Origin of the sequence: Lactobacillus sp. ESL0679 (assembly GCF_029433515.1) — a bacterium.
GTDB lineage: Bacteria > Bacillota > Bacilli > Lactobacillales > Lactobacillaceae > Lactobacillus.
The window spans coordinates 248,927-274,696 of record NZ_JAQTIG010000001.1; the positions used below are offsets into that span (position 1 = coordinate 248,927).

At 39.7% G+C, this 25,770-nt stretch carries 23 protein-coding genes and 1 tRNA gene; 2 read left to right on the top strand and 22 right to left on the bottom strand.

From position 1 onward, the window contains the following. Positions 1-9 precede the first annotated feature (9 nt). The 16 genes from PT287_RS01325 to PT287_RS01400 all read right to left on the bottom strand — a co-directional run bounded on the left by PT287_RS01325 (position 10) and on the right by PT287_RS01400 (position 17,968). Positions 10-966 carry an ABC transporter permease gene (locus tag PT287_RS01325; RefSeq protein WP_277131991.1) on the bottom strand — a complete coding sequence of 319 codons (957 nt, stop codon included), beginning with the start codon at positions 964-966 and terminating at the stop codon, positions 10-12. After that, entirely contained in the window at positions 966-2,087 is a 1,122-nt protein-coding gene (locus tag PT287_RS01330) for an ABC transporter permease (RefSeq protein WP_277131992.1), read from the bottom strand. The genes PT287_RS01325 and PT287_RS01330 overlap by 1 nt, the downstream gene beginning before the upstream one ends. After that, positions 2,080-3,615, bottom strand: coding sequence for an ABC transporter ATP-binding protein (locus PT287_RS01335; RefSeq protein WP_277131993.1), 1,536 nt, complete (start codon positions 3,613-3,615; stop codon positions 2,080-2,082). Before PT287_RS01335 ends, PT287_RS01330 begins: the two co-directional genes overlap by 8 nt. 65 nt (positions 3,616-3,680) lie before the next feature. Beyond that, positions 3,681-4,757 (bottom strand): BMP family protein, encoded by a 1,077-nt coding sequence (locus tag PT287_RS01340; RefSeq protein ID WP_277131994.1) that lies wholly within the window; start codon positions 4,755-4,757, stop codon positions 3,681-3,683. A gap of 120 nt (positions 4,758-4,877) precedes the next feature. After that, positions 4,878-5,969, bottom strand: coding sequence for a BMP family protein (locus tag PT287_RS01345; RefSeq protein WP_277131995.1), 1,092 nt, complete (start codon positions 5,967-5,969; stop codon positions 4,878-4,880). 243 nt (positions 5,970-6,212) lie between these two features. Continuing rightward, positions 6,213-7,292: a BMP family ABC transporter substrate-binding protein gene (locus tag PT287_RS01350; protein WP_277131996.1), complete on the bottom strand. Its 1,080-nt coding sequence runs from the start codon at positions 7,290-7,292 to the stop codon at positions 6,213-6,215. Beyond that, complete coding sequence (locus tag PT287_RS01355) at positions 7,289-7,708, bottom strand: NUDIX domain-containing protein (RefSeq protein ID WP_277131997.1); 420 nt, start codon at positions 7,706-7,708, stop codon at positions 7,289-7,291. The genes PT287_RS01350 and PT287_RS01355 overlap by 4 nt, the downstream gene beginning before the upstream one ends. Before the next feature lies 1 nt (position 7,709). Beyond that, complete coding sequence (locus PT287_RS01360; protein ID WP_277131998.1) at positions 7,710-8,363, bottom strand: HD domain-containing protein; 654 nt, start codon at positions 8,361-8,363, stop codon at positions 7,710-7,712. Between the two features lie 1,194 nt (positions 8,364-9,557). After that, a tRNA-Thr gene (locus PT287_RS01365) sits at positions 9,558-9,630 on the bottom strand. 373 nt (positions 9,631-10,003) lie between these two features. Further along, positions 10,004-10,333, bottom strand: coding sequence for a heavy metal-binding domain-containing protein (locus PT287_RS01370; protein ID WP_277131999.1), 330 nt, complete (start codon positions 10,331-10,333; stop codon positions 10,004-10,006). A gap of 111 nt (positions 10,334-10,444) precedes the next feature. Further along, positions 10,445-11,707 (bottom strand): tyrosine--tRNA ligase, encoded by a 1,263-nt coding sequence (tyrS, locus tag PT287_RS01375; RefSeq protein ID WP_277132001.1) that lies wholly within the window; start codon positions 11,705-11,707, stop codon positions 10,445-10,447. 271 nt (positions 11,708-11,978) lie between these two features. Next, complete coding sequence (locus tag PT287_RS01380; RefSeq protein WP_277132003.1) at positions 11,979-14,948, bottom strand: LTA synthase family protein; 2,970 nt, start codon at positions 14,946-14,948, stop codon at positions 11,979-11,981. Positions 14,949-14,985: 37 nt separating this feature from the next. After that, complete coding sequence (locus PT287_RS01385; RefSeq protein ID WP_277132004.1) at positions 14,986-15,603, bottom strand: glycerol-3-phosphate acyltransferase; 618 nt, start codon at positions 15,601-15,603, stop codon at positions 14,986-14,988. Then, positions 15,603-16,724 (bottom strand): LCP family protein, encoded by a 1,122-nt coding sequence (locus tag PT287_RS01390; protein ID WP_277132005.1) that lies wholly within the window; start codon positions 16,722-16,724, stop codon positions 15,603-15,605. Before PT287_RS01390 ends, PT287_RS01385 begins: the two co-directional genes overlap by 1 nt. 99 nt (positions 16,725-16,823) lie before the next feature. Beyond that, positions 16,824-17,390, bottom strand: coding sequence for an aldose epimerase (locus tag PT287_RS01395; RefSeq protein ID WP_277132006.1), 567 nt, complete (start codon positions 17,388-17,390; stop codon positions 16,824-16,826). 290 nt (positions 17,391-17,680) lie between these two features. Then, complete coding sequence (locus tag PT287_RS01400; protein WP_277132008.1) at positions 17,681-17,968, bottom strand: type II toxin-antitoxin system HicB family antitoxin; 288 nt, start codon at positions 17,966-17,968, stop codon at positions 17,681-17,683. Positions 17,969-18,147: 179 nt separating this feature from the next. Between PT287_RS01400 and PT287_RS01405 the strand changes: the two genes are divergently transcribed. Then, positions 18,148-19,077 carry a 2-dehydropantoate 2-reductase gene (locus PT287_RS01405; protein ID WP_277132009.1) on the top strand — a complete coding sequence of 310 codons (930 nt, stop codon included), beginning with the start codon at positions 18,148-18,150 and terminating at the stop codon, positions 19,075-19,077. 99 nt (positions 19,078-19,176) lie between these two features. Here the strand turns inward: PT287_RS01405 and PT287_RS01410 are convergent, their stop codons facing one another. From PT287_RS01410 to PT287_RS01430, 5 genes are all read right to left on the bottom strand, one after another. After that, positions 19,177-19,470 (bottom strand): hypothetical protein, encoded by a 294-nt coding sequence (locus PT287_RS01410; protein WP_277132011.1) that lies wholly within the window; start codon positions 19,468-19,470, stop codon positions 19,177-19,179. 4 nt (positions 19,471-19,474) lie between these two features. Continuing rightward, positions 19,475-20,485: a nitrilase-related carbon-nitrogen hydrolase gene (locus PT287_RS01415; RefSeq protein WP_277132013.1), complete on the bottom strand. Its 1,011-nt coding sequence runs from the start codon at positions 20,483-20,485 to the stop codon at positions 19,475-19,477. Positions 20,486-20,519: 34 nt separating this feature from the next. Further along, positions 20,520-21,791, bottom strand: a complete 1,272-nt coding sequence (locus PT287_RS01420; protein WP_277132014.1) for an MFS transporter — start codon at positions 21,789-21,791, stop codon at positions 20,520-20,522. 353 nt (positions 21,792-22,144) lie between these two features. Next, complete coding sequence (locus PT287_RS01425; RefSeq protein ID WP_277132016.1) at positions 22,145-22,915, bottom strand: serine hydrolase; 771 nt, start codon at positions 22,913-22,915, stop codon at positions 22,145-22,147. Between the two features lie 2 nt (positions 22,916-22,917). Then, positions 22,918-23,958, bottom strand: a complete 1,041-nt coding sequence (locus PT287_RS01430) for a dipeptide epimerase (RefSeq protein WP_277132018.1) — start codon at positions 23,956-23,958, stop codon at positions 22,918-22,920. Between the two features lie 541 nt (positions 23,959-24,499). Here PT287_RS01430 and PT287_RS01435 point away from each other — a divergent pair. Beyond that, positions 24,500-25,333, top strand: a complete 834-nt coding sequence (locus PT287_RS01435; protein WP_277132020.1) for a DegV family protein — start codon at positions 24,500-24,502, stop codon at positions 25,331-25,333. 62 nt (positions 25,334-25,395) lie between these two features. Here PT287_RS01435 and PT287_RS01440 read toward each other — a convergent pair whose 3' ends face one another. Then, positions 25,396-25,770 carry a PTS sugar transporter subunit IIA gene (locus PT287_RS01440; RefSeq protein WP_277132021.1) on the bottom strand — a complete coding sequence of 125 codons (375 nt, stop codon included), beginning with the start codon at positions 25,768-25,770 and terminating at the stop codon, positions 25,396-25,398.

Here is a 25,770-nt window from a genome sequence, read left to right on the forward strand (position 1 = left end):
AGTTTCTCCTTATTTTGACTTAATATAATTCTGCCCATCGGCAGCAGGTGCAACTGATTTACCAAAGAATAACACCAGCACAACAATCGTAATTACGTATGGCGCAATCTGCATGTAAACAGCAGGAATATGGTTGAAAAACGGCAACTGGTTACCAATGATACTGATACTCTGGGCAAAACCAAAGAACAATGATGCCAGCATTGCCCCAATCGGATTCCACTTACCAAAGATGACTGCTGCCAGGGCCATAAACCCTTGCCCAACAATTGTGGAAATAGAAAAGTTCCCAGAAATTGCTTCTGCAAAAATGGCGCCACCAATGCCGCCAAGAAAGCCGGAAATCAGAACACCAGCATACCGCAAGCCATAAACATTAATGCCTAAGGTATCAGCCGCCTGCGGATTTTCACCACAAGAGCGCAGACGCAAGCCAAAGCGCGTCTTATAGAGTAGCCACCACAGAATAATGGTAACAATAATTGCCGTCCAAGCAGGTGCGGATGTATTTTTAAAGAAAATAGGGCCAATCACCGGAATATTAGCCAAGACTGGAAACGAAAAGTAGCCGAAACTTTGGTTAATATTTGCCGTCTGTCCTTTATCATAGATTGCCTTAATCAAGAAAACACCGAGTGGAGGCGCCATTAGATTAAGCACCGTACCACTAATGATATGGTCGGCGTGAAAGTTGATTGTCGCTACTGCATGGAGCAGTGAAAAAATCAGGCCAACAATTCCGCCAACTAACGCACCTAACCACGGCGTTAGTTTGCCAAAAGTATCAGCAAAGGTCAGATTAAAAACGATTGACGAGAAGGCACCCATAGTCATAATTCCTTCAAGTCCAATGTTAGTCACGCCCGAATTTTCACTATAAACACCGCCCAATGCGGTAAAAATCAGTGGTGCCGAATAGACAAAAGTCGATGACACTAGTAAAGATAAAATCGCTACCAAACTCATTATTTTTGTCCCCCGTTATCAGTTACGTTTACTCGAGCTTCTTTTTTAACTACTGCTCCATCAAGAGCCTGCTTATTTTTAAACAATCGTCCAATCACATACTGAATAGCAATAAAGAAAATAATTGCCGCAATGACAATCGAGACAATTTCATAAGGAATACCAGCAATTGTCTGCATCCCTAAACCACCAATTTTCAAAATTGAGAACAGAAGTGCCGCTAGTAAAATCCCAATCGCAGTGCCACCACCAAGCAAGGCAACTGACAGGCCATCCCAGCCGATGTCCAAACTTGTTGTTTGCGTAAAGTAGTTTTGGTAAGTTCCTAAACCCTGAATAACGCCGCCCAGTCCGGCAAAGCCGCCTGATAGCAGCATCGACAACATAATATTCTTTTTAGTGGACATCCCAGCATAACGACTAGCATAAGGATTAGCCCCAACCGACCGAATTTCGAAACCCGTGGTTGTTTTCTTCATTAAGTACCAATAGATGACAACTGCAATTAATGCTAAAAAAATTCCGGAATTAATCCGCGAATCGCCAAAGAAGGAACTCAGCCAATCAATCTTTAAACTACCATTAGCCGCAATCGTCTTCGTTGTGTCCGTATCGATCCGCAACCGACTCGACATAATCTGCTGCATCAGGTATTGACATGAATAAAGCACAATGTAATTAAGCATAATCGTAGTGATAACTTCGTTAGTGCCAAATTGGGCCCGCAGCCAGCCGGCAATCCCAGCAACGACTGCACCGGCAATAATTCCAGCAACAATCGCTAACGGCAACAAGACAATTTTAGGTAAATTAGGATTGGCTAAAACCACCCAAATTGAAGCTAGCCAACCAGCTTGTGCTTGACCAGGTAACCCAATATTAAAAAAGCCAGCACTGGAAGCAATCGCAAAGCCAATCGCTGTAAATATCAGTGGCGTTGCCTCCCGAATTGTTTCACCAATCCCATTCATGTTTCCCAAGGCACTGGCAAACATTGATGAATATGCCTGAATTGGATTGTAATTCCAAATTAACATGATTACTGCACCAATTAAGAACCCAGCAAGGATTGAAATAATTGGTACTAAAATTCTTTTGGTTCTGGGCGTTACTTTAAGCAAGAGTAGTGCCTTCTTTCTTAACTCCGGTCATTAACAGGCCTAATTCTTCATCACTAGTTGCTTCCGGCTTAACTTCACCAGAAATATTACCATCGTGGAGCACAATGATTCGGTCAGATAATTGCATGATTTCGTCTAGTTCATAGGAAATCAGCAGAATCGCTTTACCCTTTGCCCGCTCCTGTAACAGCTGCTTGTGGATATATTCAATCGCACCGACATCTAATCCTCGCGTGGGTTGAAAAGCAATAATTAAATCACTATCGCGGTCGAGCTCCCGCGCAATAATTATTTTTTGCTGGTTACCGCCAGACAAATCACTAACCGGTAAATTAATGCCAGTAGTCCGAATATCAAACTTTTCCACCAGCTTTTGCGCATGTTGATTGATGACATCACGGTGCAATAAGTGATGACGAGAAAATGGCTGCTGATAATAATTCTGCAAAGCCAAATTATCGGCAACTGTAAATGGTAATATAAGGCCATATTTTTGCCGGTCGGCGGGAATGTGTGCAACGCCACTTTCCGTAATCTTGCGCACCTTTTGGTTAGTCATGTCGCGACCATTAATCATAATTTTGCCAGCATTAACGTGGCGCAAGCCCGTTAACGCCTCAACTAACTCATCCTGACCATTACCGTCAATTCCGGCAACACCCAAAATTTCGCCGCCGCGTAAGTTAAAAGTCACGCCCTTAAGTGCCGCAACGCCTTGCTTGTTTTTAATTTGCAGGTTAGTCACATCAAGAATAGTCTTACCTAATTCTACTTCCGGCTTCGTTAAACGCATGTTAACGTGGCGGCCAACCATTAACTCAGCCAAACTATTGTCGGTAACATCGGCGACATTAAAGGTACCAACACTTTTACCAGCGCGAATAACGGTCACACGGTCAGCTGCCCGCTTAATTTCCTCTAACTTGTGCGTGATTAAAATAATTGATTTGCCCTCTTCGGCAAGCTCCTTAATGATTTGAATAAATTCTGTAATTTCTTGCGGAGTCAGAACTGCCGTCGGCTCATCAAAAATCAAAATATCAGCACCACGGTACAACACCTTCAAGATTTCCACCCTTTGTTGTTGGGCCACAGTAATCTCGCCGACCTTTTTATTAGGGTCAACGTTCAAGCCGTAACACTTAGATAATTCTTCAATTTGTGTTTGTGCTTTTTTCAAATCTAATTTTGGTCCCCTAGTTATCTCGTGGCCCAAAATAATATTTTCTAAAACCGTAAAAGAATTCATGAGCATAAAGTGCTGGTGGACCATCCCGATGCCCAAGTTTTTGGCAACCGTTGGGTTTTTAACAGTAACGTGGTGTCCCCGTACCAAAATTTCACCAGCTGTTGGCGCAAGTAGTCCTGACAAAATACTCATCAAGGTTGACTTACCCGCACCATTTTCACCAAGTAAAGCCAGGACTTCCCCATGATGCAAGACGAGATTAATATCATCATTCGCCTTAAAACCATTGAAATCCTTGACAATATGGCGCATCTCAATTACGTTCGTAACATTTTCCATTTTGCTTATTGAGTTCCTTTTTGTTAAAAAACTCTTTGCTTACACAAAGAGTTTTCAATTATTAATTATTTAACCGTTTCATTAACTTTAATTTTTCCTGCAATGATCTGTGCCTTGGCCTTGTTGACTGCTGTCCAAGTCTTAGCAGATAAGTTGCCGCGTGTTAGGGAAACACCATCGCCCTTTAGGGTATAAACTAGGTGCTTGCCACCAGGGAATTTACCATCATATGCATCATCAGCTAATGATTTTGATGCAACATCAAGTCCCTTCAAGACTGAAGTTAAAGTAAAGTTGGCCTTCTTGCCGTCCTTAGTCTTGTAGTTACCCAAGTTAGCCTGGTCAACGTCAACACCCATTACCCAAACCTTTTGGTTAATTGGACGTGTTTGGTTGCGGTCCTTAGCTTCTTGGAAGACACCGTTGCCGGCTGCACCTGCAGCTTGGAAAATAATATCGGTCTTGCTTGCATACATTGATTGAGCCATCGATTTGGCTTTATCAGTTGAAGTAAAGTTACCAACATACTCAGTTGAAACCTTAATCTTCTTGTGTAATGCCTTAGCGCCGTCTTGGACACCTTGCTTAAAACCAGCTTCAAACTTATCAATGATGCTTGATTTGGCACCGCCGACAAAGCCAACCTTGTTCGTCTTAGTTGTATAGGCTGCCGCAATCCCGCCAAGATAGGAAGACTGGTTACTTTCAAAGGTAACAGAAGCAACATTCTTTTGTCCTGAAATTACATCATCAATAATGACGAAGTTCTTTTTAGGATTTTTCTTAGCTGCTGCCTTGACCGAATCCGTTAACATATAATCAACACCAACAATTGTTTGGTAACCAGACTTGGCAGCTTGGTTAAAGTTAGGTGTAAAGTCAGATGCACTGCTTGATTGGAAGTACTGGTAGCCTTTGCCGCGAGTATAACTGTGCTCTTTGCCATAATCTTTAAAGCCCTGCCAAGCAGCTTGATTGAATGACTGGTCATCAACCCCATTGCTATCGGTAATTAATGCAATACTACCCTTGCTGCTTTGAGAACCAGAACTCTGCTTTTTACCGGAACATGCACCTAAAACAAGACTAACTGATGCCACAACTGTTCCTAAAGCCAGAACATTCCTAAATTTACGCTTCAATTTTCTATCTCCTATAAATTTACGAACTATATATAATTATTTTATCTTAAAAATGCGCAAATTCAATAGAAATATTTTTTATTTTGGTATAAATTAGATTAATTCTGGTTAAAACACGAACTATTTAGTCGGGTGAATTGGCACCTTAATCTCGCCATTAATAACTTGCGTCCGTGCCTTTTGCGCGTTCTTCCAAGCAGCAGAACTAATCTGGCCGCGCTTGATTGAGACGCCGTTAGTCTTCAAACCGTAAACAAGGTGTTGCCCACCAGGAAACTTACCTTCATACGCACGATTAGCAATATCTTGAGTGGCAATATTGACACCGGTAATCACTGATGTCAACACAAAGTTGGTCTTCTTACCATCTTTTGACTTGTAATTACCTAGATACGATTGGTCAACGTCAACACCAATTGCCCAGACACGCTTAGAAGCCGGTCTGTTTTGGTTAATTGACTTTGCTTCTTGGAATAACCCATCACCAGTAGAACCTGATGCATGGAAGATAATATCGGCCTTTTTAGCGTACATTGATTGGGCAATCGCCTTACCCTTATCTGCACTGGTGAAGCTGCCTGCATATTGATTTAACAGCGTTATCTTTTTATGCAGCTTCTTAGCCTCATCATTAACGCCTTTGGTAAACCCAGCGTCAAAGAGATCAATAATGTTACCGCGAACTCCGCCGATAAAACCGATGACGTTGGTCTTAGTCTCAGAAGCGGCAACAACACCGGCTAGATATGCGGCCTGTTCACTTCTAAAGTTAGCCGAAGCAACATTCTTTTGGCCGTTGATTACTTCATCAACGATAACGTAATTCTTCTTTGGATTCTTCTTAGCCGCTGCACTGACGGCATCCTTTAAATTATAGCCAATTCCAAAAATCGTTTGGTAACCCGCCTTGCTGGCCTGCTCAAAGTTGGGAACAAAGTCAGCATCACTACTTGATTGGAAATACTGATAGCCATTCTTACCACGCTGTAAATTATGCTGCTTCCCATATGCCTTGAAGCCATTCCACGCCGATTGGTTAAACGAGTTATCGTTAACTCCAGCTGCCGTTGTTACTAACGCAATGGAATGCTTAGCACTATCACCAGTATTGCCACTGCCGCCCTGCTTTTTACCAGAACAAGCCGTCAACATCACACCAGCTGAAAAAATCAACGCTGCTGTCGAACAAATTTTCTTAAACTTTATACCCATGTCATTACCTCTCAAATAATTCTTCCAGTTACTAAAATAACAACATTTAGTGGCTGTGTCAAAGTCTACATACAAGATAAAGTGCTGATTTATTAGGATTTGTCAATTGGTCTAGAACTCGCTCTAAGTCAATCACACCATAATTTTTGTATGCTTCAAAGCACAATTTGAAAATTTTTCTAAATTTGTCGACTTATGTAAAATTGACCAAAGAAAAAAGACGCTTTCGCGTCTGTAAAAAAATTATTTAGCTGAATTAACCGCCTTAACTTGTCCAGTAATAATTCGCGTGCGCTGTTTTTGAACAGCGGCCCAAGTTGAAGAACTTAAGTTGCCCTTGGTGATGGAAACGCCATTATCCTTCAAGCCATAAACTAAATGTTGACCACCAGGGAACTTGCCCTTAGCAGCCGCATCGGCCAATGTCTTAGTCGCAACGCCTAACCCCTTTAAAACCGAAGTTAAGGTAAAGTTATCTTTCTGACCATTTTTAGTTTTGTAATTACCCAAAGTTGCCTGGTTAACATCAACACCAATTACCCACACCTTTTGGGCCGCAGGGCGCGTTTGATTGTAGTCCTTTGCTTCTTGGAAAATGCCATTGCCTGCCGTTCCCGCTGCTTGATAAATAATGTCACATTTATCCGAATACATCGATTGAGCGATTGCTTTTGCTTTATCAGTTGAGGTAAAGTTTCCAATATATTCAACATTTATTGTCACTTTTTTGTGCAACATTTTAGCACCAGCTTGAACACCTTGCCGAAAACCAGCCGCAAAGGAATTAATGATGCTTGATTTGGCACCGCCAACAAAGCCCACCTTGTTCGTCTTAGTCGTATAAGCTGCCGCGATCCCTGCTAAATATGAAGCCTCGTTACTTTTAAAGGTAACCGAAGCGACATTTTTCTGACTAGTAATCACATCATCAATAATGACGAAATTCTTCTTGGGATTTTTCATCGCTGCTGCCTTAACCGAATCTTTTAATGCATAACCAACACCAAAAATCGTTTGGTATCCCGAGCTAGCTGCTTGATTGAAGTTAGGTGTGTAATCTGCCGCGCTATTTGATTGAAAATACTGGTAGCCATGACCGCATTTTAAATTATGTTCCTTGCCAAAAGCCGTAAAGCCAGCCCAAGCCGCCTGATTGAATGATTGGTCATCAACGCCGCTACTGTCAGTAATCAAAGCAATGCTGTTCTTACTGTTTTTACCAGTCGAATTATCCTGTTTCTTACCCGAACAAGCCGTCAAAACCATACTTATTCCAAGGATAATTACACTCAAGGATAACCACCGCTGCCAATTTTTCTTCATCCGTTATCCTCCTGAATTTTATTAAAAAATTTCACTATTTTTCCACTTACTTCCGGCGGCATTAAATTAGTCTGCGGCAAGTTATTGACTTTTACCCAAGTTGGTAAATAGACATTGGTCGCACTTGCGCGTTCTGCTTCCTCGCCGCTAATATCAGGTGTGGTTACTTGAGTTGCTTCCGCATAGAAAAAGACCTCGCGTTCTTTCTCCTGCAACACAAACAGTTGGTACAACCCATCTGGTGCTAATACCATTTGTAATTCTTCGTAAATTTCACGGATTGCTGTCTGAGTAGGTGTTTCCTGCCCCTCAGCGCCACCACCGGGAACGACCCAATAATCGCGACCATTCTTTAAGCGGTGAATTAGGAGCACAGCTTGCGATTGCCGATTATAAATAACCACTCTTACCCGCATTTTACACATTCCACTCTTGCATAAATTCGTTAACAAAATTACGCATATATTCCGTTCTAGCGTGTGCTTCTTTTTTACCGCCGGCGGTATTCATCAAATCTTCCAACTGAAATAATTTTTCGTAAAAGTGATTAATAGTCGTTTCCTGATGCTGACGATATTGATCATGACTAACCAACTTTTGCGGCTTAATCGCTGGATCATAAATCAAATTGCCGTGCGCGCCACCATAGGTAAAGGCACGAGCAATCCCAATTGCACCCAAGCTTTCAATGCGATCGGCATCTTGAACATATTGTCCCGAAACCGGCAATTGATAATGATGCTCAATATTTTGCGAAAACGACATGTGCTGCATGGTAAACAAAATATCCTTGACTTCTAAAGCTGTAAAGCCAACTTGTGGCAGTAATTCTTTAATATTCGCCAAGACAATTTCTGGATCAGCACAAATTTTTTCATCAATCGTATCGTGTAGATATCCCGCAGCTTCAATAATCGCTACCATACGACTATCTTGATGGGCACTGGGATTATCTTGCAAGTACATTTTTTTAGCTAGATGGGCCACCCGCTGACCATGATAAAAGTCGTGGCCTGTTTTTTCATCCTTAAGCTGCTGTTTGACAAAGTCGATTACTTCAGTTATTTCCAATTTAATTTTCCTTTCTATTATTTAATACTATAATTCTAGCCTATTTGATTTTATAGACCAAGTATTTTCTTTGTGAGTGAAATTATCTGTTGTGAGTATTTCATACTAATGCACATGTTATAATATCGTTGTAATTAAAAAGAAGTCCTACTACACTTCTCTACGTAGAGCCGTCTTCAAAGGACGGTGGCTACTAAACGATGTTTAAATAAACAATTCACCCTGTAACTGTCAAGTTAATTTCTCAGGGCGTTTTTGTTCGTACTTATTTCTTGCGATTGTCGATATATGTCAACAAATCAACGAAAAACGTAACTGATAGCAACACAATGCAATTGTCCCTAAGCAATTTAATAATTATCCATTGTGAACATTAAATTGCTTACCACTAATGCACATGCTATAATATCGTTGTAACTAAAAAGAAGCCCTACTAGTAATAGGACTTCTCTACGTAGAGCCGTCTTCAAAGGACGGTGGCTACTGAACGATATTTTTGACAAATACGCCCTGTAACTGCTAAGTTAATTTCTCAGGGCGTTTTTTGTTCGTACTTATTTCTTGCGATTGTCGATATATGTCAACAAATCAACAAGAAATGTAACTGATAGCAACACAATGCAATTGTCCCTAAGCAATTTAATAATTATCCATTGTGAACATTAAATTGCTTACCACTAATGCACATGCTATAATATCGTTGTAACTAAAAAGAAGCCCTACTAGTAATAGGACTTCTCTACGTAGAGCCGTCTTCAAAGGACGGTGGCTACTGAACGATATTTTTGACAAATACGCCCTGTAACTGCTAAGTTAATTTCTCAGGGCGTTTTTTGTTCGTACTTATTTCTTGCGATTGTCGATATATGTCAACAAATCAACAAGAAATGTAACTGATAGCAATACAATTGTTGCTACTTCGTAACTACTCACAAGTGACTACCTTTCTACTAAGAGATTGGAGCATTAGTCCAGTAAATGCCATAAGCATCATCTTCTTTCAAACGGTAACCACCGCCCTTTTTAACTTTTCTACGTTTCTTAATTATAGCAAAATTATTTTTATATGAATATAGCTTTTATAAAATATCATTTTGACACAAAAAATAGCGGGCTTAAAGCCCACCATTTCAACGACCGTTTCACTCCAAAAGATTTTTCTGACACACAGCTAAAAACTGTGTGCCATTTTCAAGCCACTTCCCAGATTTGAACTGGGGACCTCCTCCTTACCACGGCGGTGCTCTACCTCCTGAGCTAAAGTGGCAATACCATTATACCAAAAAGCATTCGTTCGCAGCGAATGCTTTTAAAGAATTATTTCTTTAATTGCTTTACATTTTTAGTTAATGCATCAAAGTAATCTTTATCCACTCTTGTTACTTCATGATGCTTGTCCTGATACTTTTTAAACTCACTATCAACTTTTTCCCTTTAATGGCACCATGCTGAGTGGTCATCAACTGATAGTTGACAACCACTTTCTCATCAAGTTCTTCATCAGCTAAAATTAACTTAGAAGCAAAAAATACCGTATTAAAAGAAAACACTTTAAGCATTACTGCTTAAAGTGCATCTAATTTGTTATTTATCTTCATCAACAGAATTTGACAAAGAGCCATTTTTATTCAGATTGTATTTCAGTCTATAAATTTAACTGCTGTGCCGTAAGCAACAACCGATTGCATATCACCAGCAATTGAACTAGAATCAAAGCGCATCATCACAACCGCATCTGCACCTTTTTCAGCAGCTGCTTGGCGTAATCGATCTAAAGCCTGTGTACGAGACTCCTCTAGCATTTTAGTATAACTACGAATCTCACCACCAACCATTGATTTTAAGCCAGCGCCAAAGTCTTTAAGCATATTTTTAGACTGCGTGGTTAAGCCAAAGACCTCACCTATGACCTCATATTTTTTACCGGGGATTTGTTCTGTCGTTGTTACCAAAACTTGTTCTGCATCCATTATTATTCTCCTAAAATTATTCGCTAACTAAATACTCTTTAATTATACATTATCAGATTAAAATTATCATTATAAAAACAGGCATCCCTATCACTAGGAATACCTGTTTTATTATTTAATTGTAACTAATGTATACTTCTTTTTACCCTTGCGCACAATGACGTATTTGCCATCGAATGCCTTGCTTGGGTCAACATCAAAATCAACAGATTGTTCACGATCACCATTAATGTAGATCGCACCATTCTTGATGTCTTCACGTGCCTGACGCTTAGAATCCTCAACCTTGGTTTCAACCAAGAAGTCAACGATATTCTTAATATTGCCGTCTGCTTGAGCGGCTGGTGCACTCTTTAAGCCTTCTTCAATTTGCTTAACAGATAAGTTCTTGATGTCGCCTGAAAATAGAGCATCAGTAATCATTTGGGCTTCTTTTAAGCCAGCCTCACCATGAACAAACTTGGTTACTTCCTCAGCCAACTTCTTCTGTGCAGCTCGCTTCCATGGCTCCTTCTTAGTTGCTTCATCTAAAGCATCAATTTCTTCATGACTTAGGAAGGTAAAGTACTTCAAGTATTTCACAACATCGCGGTCATCTTGATTAATCCAGAATTGATAAAATTCGTAAGGACTAGTCTTTTCTGGGTCAAGCCAAACAGCACCACCAGCTGACTTACCAAACTTGGTACCATCGGCTTTTAGCATCAATGGAATAGTCAGACCAAAGGCTTGTCTGTCTGATCCTTGCAACTTATGAATCAAATCAATTCCGGCCGTAATATTGCCCCACTGATCGCTACCACCGATTTGCATTTGGACACCATGATTTTTGTTCAGCTCGTTAAAGTCAATCGCTTGCAGAATCTGGTAAGAAAATTCGGTAAAGGAAATCCCATTCTCTAGTCTGCTGGCAACAACATCCTTATTAAGCATGTTATTAACTTGGAAATGCTTCCCGTAATCACGTAAAAAGTCAATTAGGGTCATCTTGTCCAGCCATTCAGCATTGTTAACAATTTCAAAGTTCTCTGTACCAAACAATTTTTCCATTTGCTTAGTTAAAGCTACTTCATTTTGATGCAACTTTTCGGCACTCAATAATGTCCGCTCTGATTTACGGCCCGATGGATCACCAATTGTTCCCGTACCACCACCGATAACGATTACTGGGTGGTAACCTGCAAGCTGAAATCTCTTTAAAATCATGAAGGGAATTAAGTGACCAATGTGCAAGGAATCACCGGTTGGGTCAGTACCACAGTACAAGGCGAGGTCATCATGCTCTTTTAAGTATTTACGTAAACCTTCTTCGTCAGTCTCCTGATTAATAGCACCACGCCATTTTAAATCTTCTAAAATATCAAAGTTTGCCATTTATATTCCTCCAACAAAAAACGCCCCTAGATTCAATTCGAATCTAGGGACGACTAAATTACTTTTTAGCCGTGGTACCACCCACGTTTACGCCAATTACAGCGTCTTATTCGGTCTTTACGGGAACCACCCAACTCGTATTTCGTCACCCTCGACCTGTCTAGCTCACACCAACCGCTAGTTCTCTGATCGCTGAATCGAGGTGCTACTTCATTATGATGATAAATGAATAATACTAATTTTTTATTAATTAGTCAACATTATTTTTTAATTATTTGTAAAAGCCTTTAGCCTTCAAGCCATATGCCTTACCAGAAGTCATATCATACTGAACCATTTCATAATCAGCAAGTAGTTCCTGTTGCTTCTTAGTCAACGTCTTTGGATCGACCATTTCACCTTTACGGTTAACTAAGTTAAAGCCCTTATCACCGGCAAAGTTGATTGTAATTGCTGGCAACTTCTTATGAACTTCTGTTAGCAATGCTTGGTATGGCGTAACCTTCGAGTCAGTCTGTTGCAACATCATGGCAATAAAGTCACTACTATTAACAAAGCTATTTGCCTTAGTCGACAACTTCATCTTGGCACCATGTTCACGGGCATACTTATTAGAGTAAATAAAGTAGCGCGTTGAGTGCATTTGCACTGGATACTTCGCTGTGTAACTTTGTGACAAAATACTTGGATAGTGGTCACCATAGAAGACTAGAGTAACCGGTTTTTTAAGTTTATCAATTTGCTTAATAAACTTCTTAACTGCCTTATCAGTATACTGTGTCCCCTTGACATAAGTTGCCATCTGCTCACGGTCTGCGGCAGTCTTGAACAAGTCACCAGTAATCTTACCCATGTATTCGTTATTTGGATACCAATTATTGTATGGCATGTGGTTCTGAATTGAAATCAGGTTGATGAACTGGCCACCCTTACGCGCATTAATTTGATGCAAACCATTAGCATAAGTAGTGAAATCAGAATTATAACTACTGTGCCCCAATTTCTTCTGGTCAATAACCTTATAACCTGAACCTAGGTAAACAAACTTATTAAACTTGAAAATCCGATAATCACCAATTCTTGAATAATAACTACCAATAAACGGGTGAATAGCAGATTTATAATCAAAGTTCATCCCAATTGTTGGGTAGAACTTGTGATTTGGCACAACTTGCACGTATGGTGTCAGCGTTGACTTAAACATCCCCATATTCAGACCTGTCAACGTTTCCCATTCCATGTTGGCTGTACCACCACCATAACCAGCACTAAGCATTGAGCCATAAGTTGACCGGTTCTTCATTGATTGAATGAACTTAACTGGATTTGGCACATCCCGATCAAATTTAATTGTTGGGAAGGTATATGGATCAACAAAACTTTCACTCAGGTTAAAAACAATCGTTTGTTTGCTAATATCATTCTTCCGCGTCTTATTAATTTTAGCCGCAACCTTAGCATACTTTTGGTCCAAGTGATTAATTGTTGTCGCTGAATAGCCACTTGGCTGGTCCATAATCTGCAAATCAATATAATTCAAGAAGTTTAGCAGTGGCCCGTTAACCTGAATATCACGTTCAGGATTACGGAACTTCTGATGATTATCAAAGCCAAGATTAATGTAATAAATAAAGCCATTATCGTGATTAAACCGCAGCGGCGTTAAGAACAATAGTAAGCTAAGTAGTGCCCAAATGCCGCGCCGCTTCCATGAACCACGCTTCTTAATCGGATACTTTTTCTCTAGAAAGACATCAAAAATAATTATTACTACCAGAGCAATTAAAATGGCAATTACCAAATTCTTGCCCACCATTGGCAGCAAAGTCTTCCAGTTAACAATCTCACTAATTTCAGTTGGATAAATTGGCTCGCCACGCAAGTTCATCTTAATCTTGTTGGCAACAGCCCAACCGAGCACAATAATGCTGACCAGCATGTTAGATGTCCAGTACCGCGTGGTAATGAAGTAAATGATTGAAAACATGGCATCAAGAAAGATGGTTGTTAAGACAATCGCAAAGAACTTCGTCCCCAAAAGATAAACAACCGCATTAATGTTTTTGGCTGTACTAATCTGTATTCGTAAATTATCGGATTCAATTAAGAAAGACGCAAAACTTAAAACGTAGAACCAAGCCCACGTTAACAAATTAACGCGGTTGGTAACGATCCATTTAGTAACGTGGTTTAGTGCAGTTGCACAAACTTTAGCTAAATTAGTTTCATGATTGAGATAATCAATGACCTGTGCAAATGGATGCCACTTAAATAAGTAGCGGTCTAGGATAAAGTACCAACCCCAAGCAATTAACATCATCAATACAATCATGATGAGCTTATTAATTGTTGAAGAATTAGTAAACAGAAAGACCTTCATAAATTTAGCTGAAATCGGCGCATCCATGAAGATAATTACTGGAATAAAGTAGCGCATTTCACGTGCGCTAAAGGTCACAATTACCTTTTTGAAAAGTAAAAAGGCAGCTGCAACTATTAAGAACATAAATGGTGAAGAAGGATTATTCAAAAATTCCCTGTTCCAATCACCACCATTACCGGCAACTAGCTGTGACCAATAAACGGCATCAAATCCCGGCACACCAATTAAAACAACAAAGAAAGAAACAATGCCAACAAGTAGAGAAAATCCTAACATTTTTTTGCTAATTTTGACATTTGCCAGGAACATCCCCCAGGCAAAGAACAAAATCAAATACAAGCCGTAAATTGAATATTGGAAAGTTAAATTACCAGCACTTAAAGCAAAACCTAATACCGTTAAGATACTCAACACTAGCAGGTTTTGCTTGTCACTTAACTGATGCTGCAAATCATATAGATGTGGCTGAGCCAATAAACTAAAAATTAACCCGGCAAACAAAACTGACGTGCTGGTAATAACCGGAAAGAGCATTCCCCACACGCGCCACATATTAAAGTGACTTGGTGATATAATAAAAAACAACAGGTAATAAATAATTAAGGTTGTTACTCCAAGTAACCAATACCTAAAACTTTCGCTTGCACGTTGCTTTTTCTTACTGTAAACAGCACCAAAGACCATTGGTACAATCATTATTGTCGCGTGGTACAACATGTTCGGCATAAACCGAATAAATGAAAAGTGCGCTCTCGAAGCAATACCTTTCAAGTTAAACATTTGTACTAGCATGAAGAAAGTTGCAACTAGCAGACAGATAATCTGCACGGTCTTTAACGTTTTTTTATTTTTACTCATGTTTCTAGTATCTATCCTCACTAAAAATTGATTTTATCTATTGTATCTTTATACCCAACTTTTTCTTAATTGAGTATAAAACGTCAACCTTTTTACCTTTACCTGCAAAAAAGTCCCGGAGATCATGCCTGAACTTAAACACCATAATTAGCCCAATTACTAATAGGATAATCCCAACCTCACTAATCTTCGTCATTTCATAACAAGCAAATAAAAAGATAAAGATTAGCGGCGGCACCGTTAAGTTCTTCATGATAATCATTAAAACTAAAGCAATCAGTAAGGTAACAATACCCGCTGGAAAATCATAGATTAAAGCAAATAATCCAGCTACGGCAACACCCTTGCCGCCCTTAAACTTATTTAAAATTGGAAAACAATGCCCCAAAATCAAGCCTAAGCCTGCATAAGCCAAGTTAACACGGCCGGGGAAAAAGTTAGCAACTAACAGCATTGCCACGGCGGTTTTTAAGAAATCACCTAAGCAAGTGATGATGCCCCATTTTTTGCCAAAAACGGCACCAATATTAGCTGTCCCAGGATTACCAGAACCAACCTTAGTTGGATCTTGATGGAAAACAAACCGCCCCAGTAGCATTGCACCAAGGAAATTTCCCAGTACATAACCAATTAAAATTGACCACAAGCGTGCCATTAATTATCATCTTCTTCCTGTGAATTTTGCTCTTGATAATCCTGATAAATAGTATAATCCTGCGTGGCTGGATCAGAAAAGTCAAAACCTCCAGCAATATTGCGCTTATTTTGATAAGTCTCATTATTGCTGATTGGCATTAAGGCTAGTCCTAATTCGCCACGTAAAAAATCAGAAACTCGTTGCAGTTCCTTAGTTGATTGCACTTGATAAGAAGCATCAGCAATCGTCGCGTTGTGGCCGTGGAGATAGTCATTCTTAACATTCTTTGTTGAGCCACGATAATTAAGTGCGATTTCTTCAAGAGCTTTAAACGGTAAATTAGTCTTAACATTGCCAGAAATTGACGTTAAGACAGAATCTAGCTTAGTTAATGTACTAATCGAAACAGCCTTTTTAATCAAAGTTGTAATCACCTGACGCTGCCTCTTTTGCCGGCCATAATCTCCCTGCGGGTCATCATAGCGCATCCGCGAATATGCTAGTGCGCCGCCACCACCCATGTGGGTTAATTGGTTTTTCTTAAAAATATAGCCACCGTATTCAAAACTAAGCGTCGGTCGGACGTTAATCCCACCAACATAGCGAATAAGACGCATAATTCCCTTCATATTAACCAAAGCATAGTACTTAATTGGCACATTAATTAGCTGCGAAACACTCGCCATTGTCATTTTGGCGCCGCCGATACCATAAGCCGCGTTAATCTTATCAACCTGAAATTGCTGAGCACCAACCATCTGTGCCATTGTATCACGCGGAATCGACATTAGTGTGTACCGTTTCTTCTGCGGATTAACAACAGCTAGAATAATTGTATCCGTATTACCAACTTTTTCAGTTCGGTCAAGTGCTCCCGTATCAGTTCCAAGTAATAAAATGGCAAACTTTTTCTTACCGTTAAATTCACCTTTTTTAATTTGTACTCGGTTGTTACTGTCGTACGTATTATCAACCGCAGTCTTGGTTCGATAATAAACATATGCCGAATAAGCAGCCGCTGCAACAGCAGCAACCGCAACAATGCTTATTAACCAAGCCCAAACTTGGCGCCGCCGATGATAATCTTTGGCATGCAATTCTACCCGACTCTTGTTCGGGCGATTATCGTTATGATCCATTTTCTTACCCAAATATTAATTAACAATGAGTGTATTATAGCAAAAAAAGCAAACCGATGCTGGTTTGCTCGCAACTTCTTATTAAAATCATTACCATCTTTAGCTAAGCGCTAAGGTCAGCTGAAACTCATTATTACTATCTCCTGTTAGTAAGCTCTTAGCAATTGAAGCAACTACCTGCTGGCCTTTAACTGCTAAAGAAAAATTGGCAGAGTTTAACTTAATTGCTTCCTCTTGGTTAGTTAATTCAACTTCGTTGACACTTTCCTTAACTGTCCAGTCTGTAATCACAGGTAAAATAAAGGACAAGGAAAATGGCATTTCTTTGTGTGAGTTATTTTTTAAATAGCATTTAAGATCAATGTGGTTGCCTTCAAGCGCATACGTCAAAATCATCTCAAAGTGATACGGAAACTTCTTATAGCTTGCCGCATCATCAATCAAAGCCAAACTAACACGCGCGTCTCCCTTATCAACAACGGTCCAAGGTAAGAGCTCTGCCAAGTTTTCACCTTGACCCGTATTTGAAAAGACAACCGCCAACTTCTCCTGCGCAGCATCCTGTTTGAAATAGTCACTCTGATTACCAAGATTTTCCAAACTAAGCATCTGGGCACCATTTTCATCAATTGCAACACGCAAAAGAGAATTTTCAATTGTTTGCATAGTTCACTCCAAACTTTCTCCCAGATAAAAATAGCACTTTAACACTACTTCTGTCAATTACTGCCTTGAAACCAGGCTTTTTTGTCAAACAAATGCTTTAATTAAATCAAGATTACATTATAATGGAAGAAAAAATAATTTTTGGTAAAAAACGGCTTATTTTCAACAAATTTATTGCCCAAATCAATGGCAATCTTGCGTTTTATATAATATAATAATCGTGTTCCCAAGAATTATAAGTTAGTTTTTGGAACAAGTTAATAAAAGAGCACTCCGCTTGGAGTGCTTTTTTATATTTCGTAATTAATCCGGTCACGTGAAGCCTCGGTCAAATCAGCCGAAACCGGCGCAACAAATGAGCCGTCATCTGCTAACTCAATCTCAGTAATCGTGGTGCTCTTAGGCAGCACTGCCTTATCATACAACCGACTTGCCAGAGTATCGGCAGCCATCTTCATTGCTTCGCGCAGACCCTCGCCTTCAGTAATTGCTCCTTTGACATCAGGAAAACTAATTACATAGACATCATCACCAAGTGGTTTAAAAATTGCCGGATAAGTTACTATTCTATGAGCCATTAACTAATCCCTCCGTCCTATAGTGTTACCTAATATCATGATATACCTAAACTGCGTGTTTGCCGCATGAATTTGCAAATTATTTTAAATTATTTATCATATTGCTCATTATTAACAGAAGAATTATAATTAGTGAATAAATACACATTGATAAATATTTTTTGTGGAGGAATTATATTATGAAGATTGTGATTGCCGGTTCTGGTGCAATGGGCCTGAGATTTGGCTTGCTGCTCAAGCGTGGTGGTAATGATGTTACTCTAATTGACGGCTGGGACAAGAACATTGCGGCCGTCAGAGAAAACGGGGTTAAAGCAGATGTAAATGGACAAACTTTGAGCGCTAAGATGCCAATTTATAAACAAGATGAAGTTGCTCCAAAAATCACCAATGCTGACCTCATCATTGTTTTCACCAAGTCAATGGCTCTAGACTCAATGCTCACCAGCATTAAACCAGTAATCGGAGGCAACACTTATATCCTTTGCCTGCTCAACGGCTTAGGACATGAGGAAGTACTTGAAAAATACGTGGCTAAAGATCATATCATTATGGGTGTCACCATGAATGCCGCAAGTATGCCCGCTCCCGGTGAGACCAAGTTTGACGGCAACGGACAAACAGAATTACAGTGTCTAAGTTCCAGTGGTCAACAAGAAGTCCAAAAAGTCGTTGATGTCTTTAATGAGTCCAAGATTGATTCTGTTTATAGTGAAAACGTGCTGTACTCAATTTGGCGTAAGGCTTGCGTCAATGGCGTAGTCAACTCCGTTTGTGCATTGTTAGAAGGAACAACCGTTGATTTTGGTCACGCTAAGAATGCTGACGCAATCACCCGTACCATTGTTGATGAGTTTGCTGATGTTGCTGAACGCGAGGGCATCTACCTTGACCGCAAGGAAGTAGTTGAACACGTTGAAAGCACATGGACAATGGACCACTACCCATCAATGTATCAGGACTTGGTAGTCAACCACCGCCCAACAGAAATTGACTACATTAATGGTGCTGTTTGGCGTAAGGGACAAAAATACGGCGTCGCCACACCATATTGCGCCTGCATTACCAACTTGGTTCATGCTAAGGAAGGCATGCTAAACGTTAAATAATTTTTATAAAAGTAAAAAGCTTCGCAATTCAGATTTAAATTACGGAGCTTTTTTAAGTGTGTTTATGTTAGGAAAATTGTGTATATATGTAAGAAAAATTTATTTTGCTTCTAAGTCAAAGTTGGTCTTGCCCAAGCCTGTCCAGCGGACATAAGCTTGAGTTAAAGCAGTTGCTGATGGGTAATCATGACCATCAAACTCACTGATAATTTGACCTAATTTAACTGACTTGTAATTAGATAATCGTAAATCAATGTTTGCAGCTTCCTTAACTAATTCATCTTTAGTAATTGGGAAAAAGTTAATCATGCCGCGCTTGCTGTTTTCAAGCATTTCGCGGTAACTTTGTGCAAAGTAATGTGCATCGTATTGTGCAACAACGTATTCTGCCATCTTATTAGTCCTTTCTGCTATCTAAGCCTTTAAAACCAATGTAATCATGGTCACCAGCGTTTGGATTAGCACCACCACGGTGATCATTCAAGTAACCCAAGTCACCCATCATTGATGAGTTTTGTAAGTAACTAGATTCACGTGGGTTGAAGGTTGCCATGAACATTTCAGCATTCTTAGAATCTGAATGTTGCAACAATGCACCACCTGGTGCGTAAAGACCTGAGTGACCAAACCATTGGTAACCATCATCACGGCCAGCTAAGTTAGTGTAGGCAACGTAGAAGTTATTGTGGTAAGCAGCTTCATGGTTGGTAATCATTGTTCCTTCTTGGTATGGATCCATGTAAGCAGAAATCCGAATAACCAAGTTAGCACCATTCTGCCGTGGAATATCCCACATTTCGTGGTAGTCACCATCGGCACAAATAATTGTTGAAATCTTAGAACCTTCTGGACCGTCAAATGGCATTAAGCCTTCGCCCATTCCTGGGTGAGTTGGTTCAGCTGGGTTCCACGGGTGAGCTTTAGCGTAAATGTTAACTACTTTCCCCTCATCGTTGATCGTAATGGCAACGTTTCTTGCTTCGTCGTCACCTTCAAATTGGTAGTAAGCACCAACAACTAGCCAAACACCCAAGGTCGCACACTTATCTTGCAATTGCTTCATAAACTTGTCGTTTTCGTGCAATGGGTAATCGTGAGCAACTGGACTAAAGCCGTGAGTGTAGGTTTCAGGAGTGATTAACATTTGGTAACCAGCATAAGAGATTGTGGCTCTGTCCATGTACTCAAATAATTGGTCCAAGTTGTCTTGAATTTGCATTTCTGCAATTTCAGTAGCAGATTTACTTGCCAAGTATTCCTTAACTTCTACCTTTTGACTATCAGTCTTGAAGCGAAGCCATTCGTTCATTGAAGCTTCTGAAACATAACCAGAAACAGGAGTCCGAGCACCGGCTTGCATAAAGACCAAATTTAAATAACCAGGTAATGCGTAATTTGTCGTTAACATAGTTAACTTCCTTTCCTAAAAAATAATAATAAGTTTATTTACCTTCGTACAAAGTTACAAAGCCAAATGCTAAAGCAACTAAGATTGCGGAAACAATAAACATCACGCCGACCATACTTGAACCCATGTTCATAATTGAACCAGCAAGTGGTGCTGCAAAGAAGGTACCAGCGTTAAGGCCGATATTCATAATACCGATCGCATTAGCTGATAGCGGTGCTTTCTTAACAGACATTGGTGCAAGCGAATAGATTGTGGTTGGAATTGACCCATCAAAAATCGGGAAAATGATGATGATGGACCAAGCTAATGCTGTTGTATGGATAAAGTTAAAGGCAGCTAAACCAATAACACCGTATAAAACAGCACAACTCATTCCAAAAATCTTTTTACCGTTTTCTGATTTAATCTTGTCCAAAACAACCCCAGCAAGAATCGTGAAGAAAATCTCCAGGAAGTACATGCTGCTGAGCATCGTATTGATTTGACCACGAGAAAGTCCAGGCACATTTTGTACCCAAACTGACTGAATCCAAGAAACAAATGTAAATGAGCAAAGAGCAAAGAAGAAAGCAGCAATCCCGATGAAGGCTGATGACTTTCCTGCCGCCTTGATTGCCTTAAATTGGGTCTTGATGTTAATTGAATCAAGCACCTTACGGGCAGTTGAACGATTATCCTTACGGTTCTCGTGTTCTTCCACAATCTCTTGTGGTTGATGAACAAACAGTAAGAAAGCAATAAAGCCAACAATTAAGAAGGCAATTGCTAAGCCCCACATACCTTGCCATGAAAAGCTACTGGTAATTGGTGACGCCGTGAAGAAGATGATTACTTGTGAAATTGTCATCCAAGAAGTCCAAATTGCCATAATGATACTCAAGCCGTTTTTAGAATTAAACCATTGAGTAATCAGCACCGGTCCAATAACAGCAATAATACCAACACCGGTTCCCTCAATAACCCGCGTTAAGAGCATGAACCAAATATTAGTTGAAAACATGCCAAGTAGGCCACCGACAACCGTAATAATCAAAGCGAAGATACCGACCTTGCGAATTCCGATTGAGTCAGCAAGGTTAGCAGCAGTCATTGACAGCAAGACAGCAATCAATGAAAAGCTCGAACTAATCCAACCAGCAACAGACGCACTGGTGTGGAATTGCGTAATGATCATATTCATTACCGGCGAAACCTTGTTTTGCGCCATGGCAACAGCAATTCCGGCAATAACAACAGACAGGCCAATCAGCCATCTATTATCGCGCCAAGTTTTGTGCACAGATGAGTGTGTACCTTGTCCCATATGAAAATTCCTTTCGTAATTAACTAAATATTTTGAAAATTAATAAGCATAACAGGGAGCAATTATAAACACGCTGATTTAGGAGCGTCAATTTAACTGCTCACACCACTTTGCCTTACTGGCAGTGAGAGCGCTGTTATTTGCCGTGCTATAAAAACGGTTAGCGTATAGTCTTTATCACTAATGAACTGCTTTCAAAAAGTTAGTAAGCTAGACAAAGAAATTTTTTCAAAAAAATTAGTCGGAAATTCGCCAAAAAAGTAAAATTAGTTAGATAGTCTAAGTGTTTTTCAACCAAAAAAAGACAGATTCCTAGTTAGAAATCTGTCTTTTTGATTATTTAAATTAATGTGCTAAATCGGATTTTGCTCCGTTAACATTTGACAAAGCAAGCGACCCACATTTTGCATAAATTGAACAGCATGTGTCTTTTCATTAGGACTAAACTTGGTCATTACCACACATTCAAGCCATGAATCGCCTAACTCTAGTCGTGCCGCATCGTGAGCATAATTAAGCAAGTCACCCGTCTTATTGTAAGACTTAATTTGACTATATTCACCCATTGCAACTGGCCAAACCAGCCGATCATAGAACATTTGTCCATGCATACTTGCCTGTGCTGCTTGCGCATATTCATCATTATACTTAAATATGGCGGCAAGTAATTGTCCCAGACTCTTTGCATTGGCCAAATTCTCACCGTTTGTTGGTGGCGACATTAAGCGGCGCTGCAATAACACATTAGGATAATTTGCCTTGAGCCAATCATTAATGGTCTTCATTCCCCATGTCGTTAGCAGTGCATTAGTCGCTGTATTGTCCGACTGAATCAGCATTAGTTGCAACAAGTCTTTAATCGTATATACCCGCGGCGACACTAAGCTTAAAGTACCACCGGGAACAATATCCTCTGGCTGCAACGTAACTTTCTGTTCCAAAAGATGAGGTTGCTTAAGAAATAATTGTTGGCCATATGCCGCAATTCCCAATTTAATTAAGCTAGCAGTTGCCCACATTTGGTCTGTATTGATTTCATACTCTAAGCCCCACGAGCTACGTAAATATAGCTGAAAATTAACGTCATGCTTTAAGCTTGCTAGTTCTTGTTCAAAATTAGTCATAATTATTTTACCCGTAATTCTGGACCCGCAAGCTCTAATCCCGCAGGAACTTCCTTAGTCATATAAACCGAATCTAAATCCGCAAATTTTACATTTTCTTGAGCACCAGCAAAGGCAATTGCCGCCTGAATGCTATTGGTTGGCTCAATCATACAACCAATCATGCAGCCAATTCCAGAAGCTGCACACAGGTCATTAATCTTTTCTGCTTCAGACAAACCACCCGTCTTCATCAACTTGATGTTAACGTAGTCAACCGCATGTTCTTTACATAAAGCAATCACATCAGCATAAGAAAATGCACTTTCATCTGCCATGATTGGCAAAATATGTAGCTGCGTTAATTCTTTTAGTCCAGCAATATCACCAGCAGCCAGTGGCTGTTCAATAAATTCGACTGGTAAATTTGCGGCAGTTAATGCTCGCAATGCTTGAACAGCTTCCATCCGGCTCCAGCCTTGATTGGCATCAAGTCGTAACTTTATCTCGGGGCCAACGGCTTCACTAATTGTCTTGATTAAGTTAATGTCATTGGTAATCCCGTTAGAGCCAACCTTAATCTTTAAGGTAGTAAACCCCTGCTGAACAAACTCCTTGGCTTCCTGAACCATCTGCTCAAGCCGCTTAATGCCCAGTGTCATGTCTGTTGTAACAGCAGCAGTCTGACCACCAAGTAAATTTACTAACGTCGTATGGTAAGTTTGGCAGCGCAAATCATACAAGGCAAATTCTAGTGCAGCCTTGGCTGGCTGATTGCCTTGAATCGCATTCTTAAGCGTTACCAGTAACTTTTCCCATGCTTCAAATTCGCAGCCAATCAGGCTAGGAATTAGCACATCTGTCAAAACTGCTTGACAGCTAGCCAGTGTATCGCCAGTAACTACTTCATTTGGTGTTCCTGTACCAACACCGACTAAGCCATTAGCGAGCGTAATTTCAACTTGAACAGCTTGCGCTGCCGTAACTGTATGCCGCGCGGTCGTAAACGGTGTTTTTAGAGGTAAACTAATAATTTTTTGCGTAATTTTAGTAATTTTGGTCATTTGTCCCATTCTCTCTTGACCGAAAAAAGCGATCAACATTCTGCGTCGCGTTTTAACAAAGCACTTATTTTCTCAGGTCGGATAAATTCAATTAGTTAAGCACACAAAACCCGTTTTCCTTTCTCGGTCAACAGCGATTGAGATTCCAGTAAAACCTGTATGTCAATATTGTTGTTTATGACTCCAACGCTGCCAGCCTGACGTCCGACCACCAAGGTCGTATTCTTCAAGTAAAATGAAAATTTCACTAGCATCTAACTGGGCATTGCAACATAAATTGCTAAGCAAACTAAAGTTACCCATGAAAAATTAGCATTTTAACCTCTCCTTCAATTTTGAATTTTATATTTATATAGAGAGGTTATATTATTAAGTATACCAAATAAAACAAGTTTTTATCTGTAATTTTCAAATAAATAGCTTAGCCGTATTTTAAAATCTATATTTTTTGCAAAAAATATAGATTTATGTAGAATAAGGTAGTAATATTTTGCTAAAGAAAATATAAATTTACTGATATTATTTTAATAAGGAATTATAGATGGACAAAATAAAATTAATTTTAGATTCTAGCTCAAATGAATTAGCAAACAAGACTGACAACATTGAAATTGTCCCTTTGACAATTGCCGTCAATCAGCATAATTTCATTGATGATGAAGCACTAGACTTAAATAAATTAAGTGCAAGTATGGCAGCCAACACTAAAGCTAGCAAAACAGCTTGTCCCAGTATTGATGATTGGCTTAAAGCACTTGAAGGCAGCAATCGTGCCATCTTGTTGACTGTAACTAGTGCATTGAGTGGTAGTTACTCATCAGCTTATCAAGCCAAAAAAATTTATGAAGAAAATCATCCCCAAAGTCGAGTGATTGTTGTTGATTCCAAATCAGCTGGTCCAGAATTATCACTAATTTTGCACGAAATCCAACGTTTAGAACGACACCACACTAGGTTTGTAGATTTTGAACAAAAAATTGCACATTTCCAAACACACACACACCTATTAGCAATTTTGCAATCACTACATAATTTATCACTTAATGGCCGAATTAATCCTGCAATAGCTAAAGTTGCTCAAATGCTAAAAATTAACATTGTTGCTCAAGCCAGCATTGAAGGTAAACTAGAACCACTTGCAAAAATCCGTGGCATGAAGCGCGCCTTAAAAGATGTCGTTTCACGAATGGAAGAGCGAGGTTTTCATGGCGATGAAGTAATCATCGACCATTTTCATAACGCCAAAGACGCAATTACACTCAAAGAAAAGATTCTCAGCCAATACCCTAAAACTAAGATTACAATTCGCTCAGTCAAGGGACTCTGTGGTTTCTATATTGAATCTGGCGGTCTAATGATTGGTTTTCAAGATTAGTTAACATAGAAAAAGGGCTCAAGTAGATACTAGTCTACCCAAGCCTTTTTTCTATTGCACAATTATTTCAATCTTGCATTAACATCAACAATGCCATCTTTAGCCATTGCAATTAGCTGCGGCTTATTCAGTCCCTGGCCCATCATTGATTGGTTAGCAAATTCAATAATTAAGGGTAAGTTGATACCGCTAATTACTTGAATATTAGGGTACTTAGCAAACAGGCGGATAACAACATTAGATGGTGTACCACCCAATACATCGACTGCTACGACAGTTTCCTTATCAGTACCTTGATCTAAAAATTCCTCGGCCTCTTTTTGCAAATCCTCGGGACCTTGATCGGGATTAAGACCAATTGCCTTTACATTATCAAGCTTACCCATAATCAATTCTGCACTGCCTAAAGCTGCTTGAGCCATTTGACCATGACTCAT

Bases quoted from the DNA above. Each gene is read 5' to 3' on its own strand.
- PT287_RS01435 (WP_277132020.1), top strand. From the start codon at position 24,500: ATGGACAAAATAAAATTAATTTTAGATTCTAGCTCAAATGAATTAGCA.
- PT287_RS01415 (WP_277132013.1), bottom strand. From the start codon at position 20,485: ATGTTAACGACAAATTACGCATTACCTGGTTATTTAAATTTGGTCTTT.
- PT287_RS01325 (WP_277131991.1), bottom strand. From the start codon at position 966: ATGAGTTTGGTAGCGATTTTATCTTTACTAGTGTCATCGACTTTTGTC.
- PT287_RS01355 (WP_277131997.1), bottom strand. From the start codon at position 7,708: ATGCGGGTAAGAGTGGTTATTTATAATCGGCAATCGCAAGCTGTGCTC.
- PT287_RS01380 (WP_277132003.1), bottom strand. From the start codon at position 14,948: ATGAGTAAAAATAAAAAAACGTTAAAGACCGTGCAGATTATCTGTCTG.
- PT287_RS01395 (WP_277132006.1), bottom strand. From the start codon at position 17,390: ATGCAAACAATTGAAAATTCTCTTTTGCGTGTTGCAATTGATGAAAAT.
- PT287_RS01420 (WP_277132014.1), bottom strand. From the start codon at position 21,791: ATGGGACAAGGTACACACTCATCTGTGCACAAAACTTGGCGCGATAAT.
- PT287_RS01385 (WP_277132004.1), bottom strand. From the start codon at position 15,603: ATGGCACGCTTGTGGTCAATTTTAATTGGTTATGTACTGGGAAATTTC.
- tyrS (WP_277132001.1), bottom strand. From the start codon at position 11,707: ATGGCAAACTTTGATATTTTAGAAGATTTAAAATGGCGTGGTGCTATT.
- PT287_RS01350 (WP_277131996.1), bottom strand. From the start codon at position 7,292: ATGAAGAAAAATTGGCAGCGGTGGTTATCCTTGAGTGTAATTATCCTT.
- PT287_RS01390 (WP_277132005.1), bottom strand. From the start codon at position 16,724: ATGGATCATAACGATAATCGCCCGAACAAGAGTCGGGTAGAATTGCAT.
- PT287_RS01425 (WP_277132016.1), bottom strand. From the start codon at position 22,915: ATGACTAATTTTGAACAAGAACTAGCAAGCTTAAAGCATGACGTTAAT.
- PT287_RS01335 (WP_277131993.1), bottom strand. From the start codon at position 3,615: ATGGAAAATGTTACGAACGTAATTGAGATGCGCCATATTGTCAAGGAT.
- PT287_RS01440 (WP_277132021.1), bottom strand. From the start codon at position 25,770: ATGAGTCATGGTCAAATGGCTCAAGCAGCTTTAGGCAGTGCAGAATTG.
- PT287_RS01345 (WP_277131995.1), bottom strand. From the start codon at position 5,969: ATGGGTATAAAGTTTAAGAAAATTTGTTCGACAGCAGCGTTGATTTTT.
- PT287_RS01410 (WP_277132011.1), bottom strand. From the start codon at position 19,470: ATGGCAGAATACGTTGTTGCACAATACGATGCACATTACTTTGCACAA.
- PT287_RS01430 (WP_277132018.1), bottom strand. From the start codon at position 23,958: ATGACCAAAATTACTAAAATTACGCAAAAAATTATTAGTTTACCTCTA.
- PT287_RS01370 (WP_277131999.1), bottom strand. From the start codon at position 10,333: ATGGATGCAGAACAAGTTTTGGTAACAACGACAGAACAAATCCCCGGT.
- PT287_RS01405 (WP_277132009.1), top strand. From the start codon at position 18,148: ATGAAGATTGTGATTGCCGGTTCTGGTGCAATGGGCCTGAGATTTGGC.
- PT287_RS01400 (WP_277132008.1), bottom strand. From the start codon at position 17,968: ATGGCTCATAGAATAGTAACTTATCCGGCAATTTTTAAACCACTTGGT.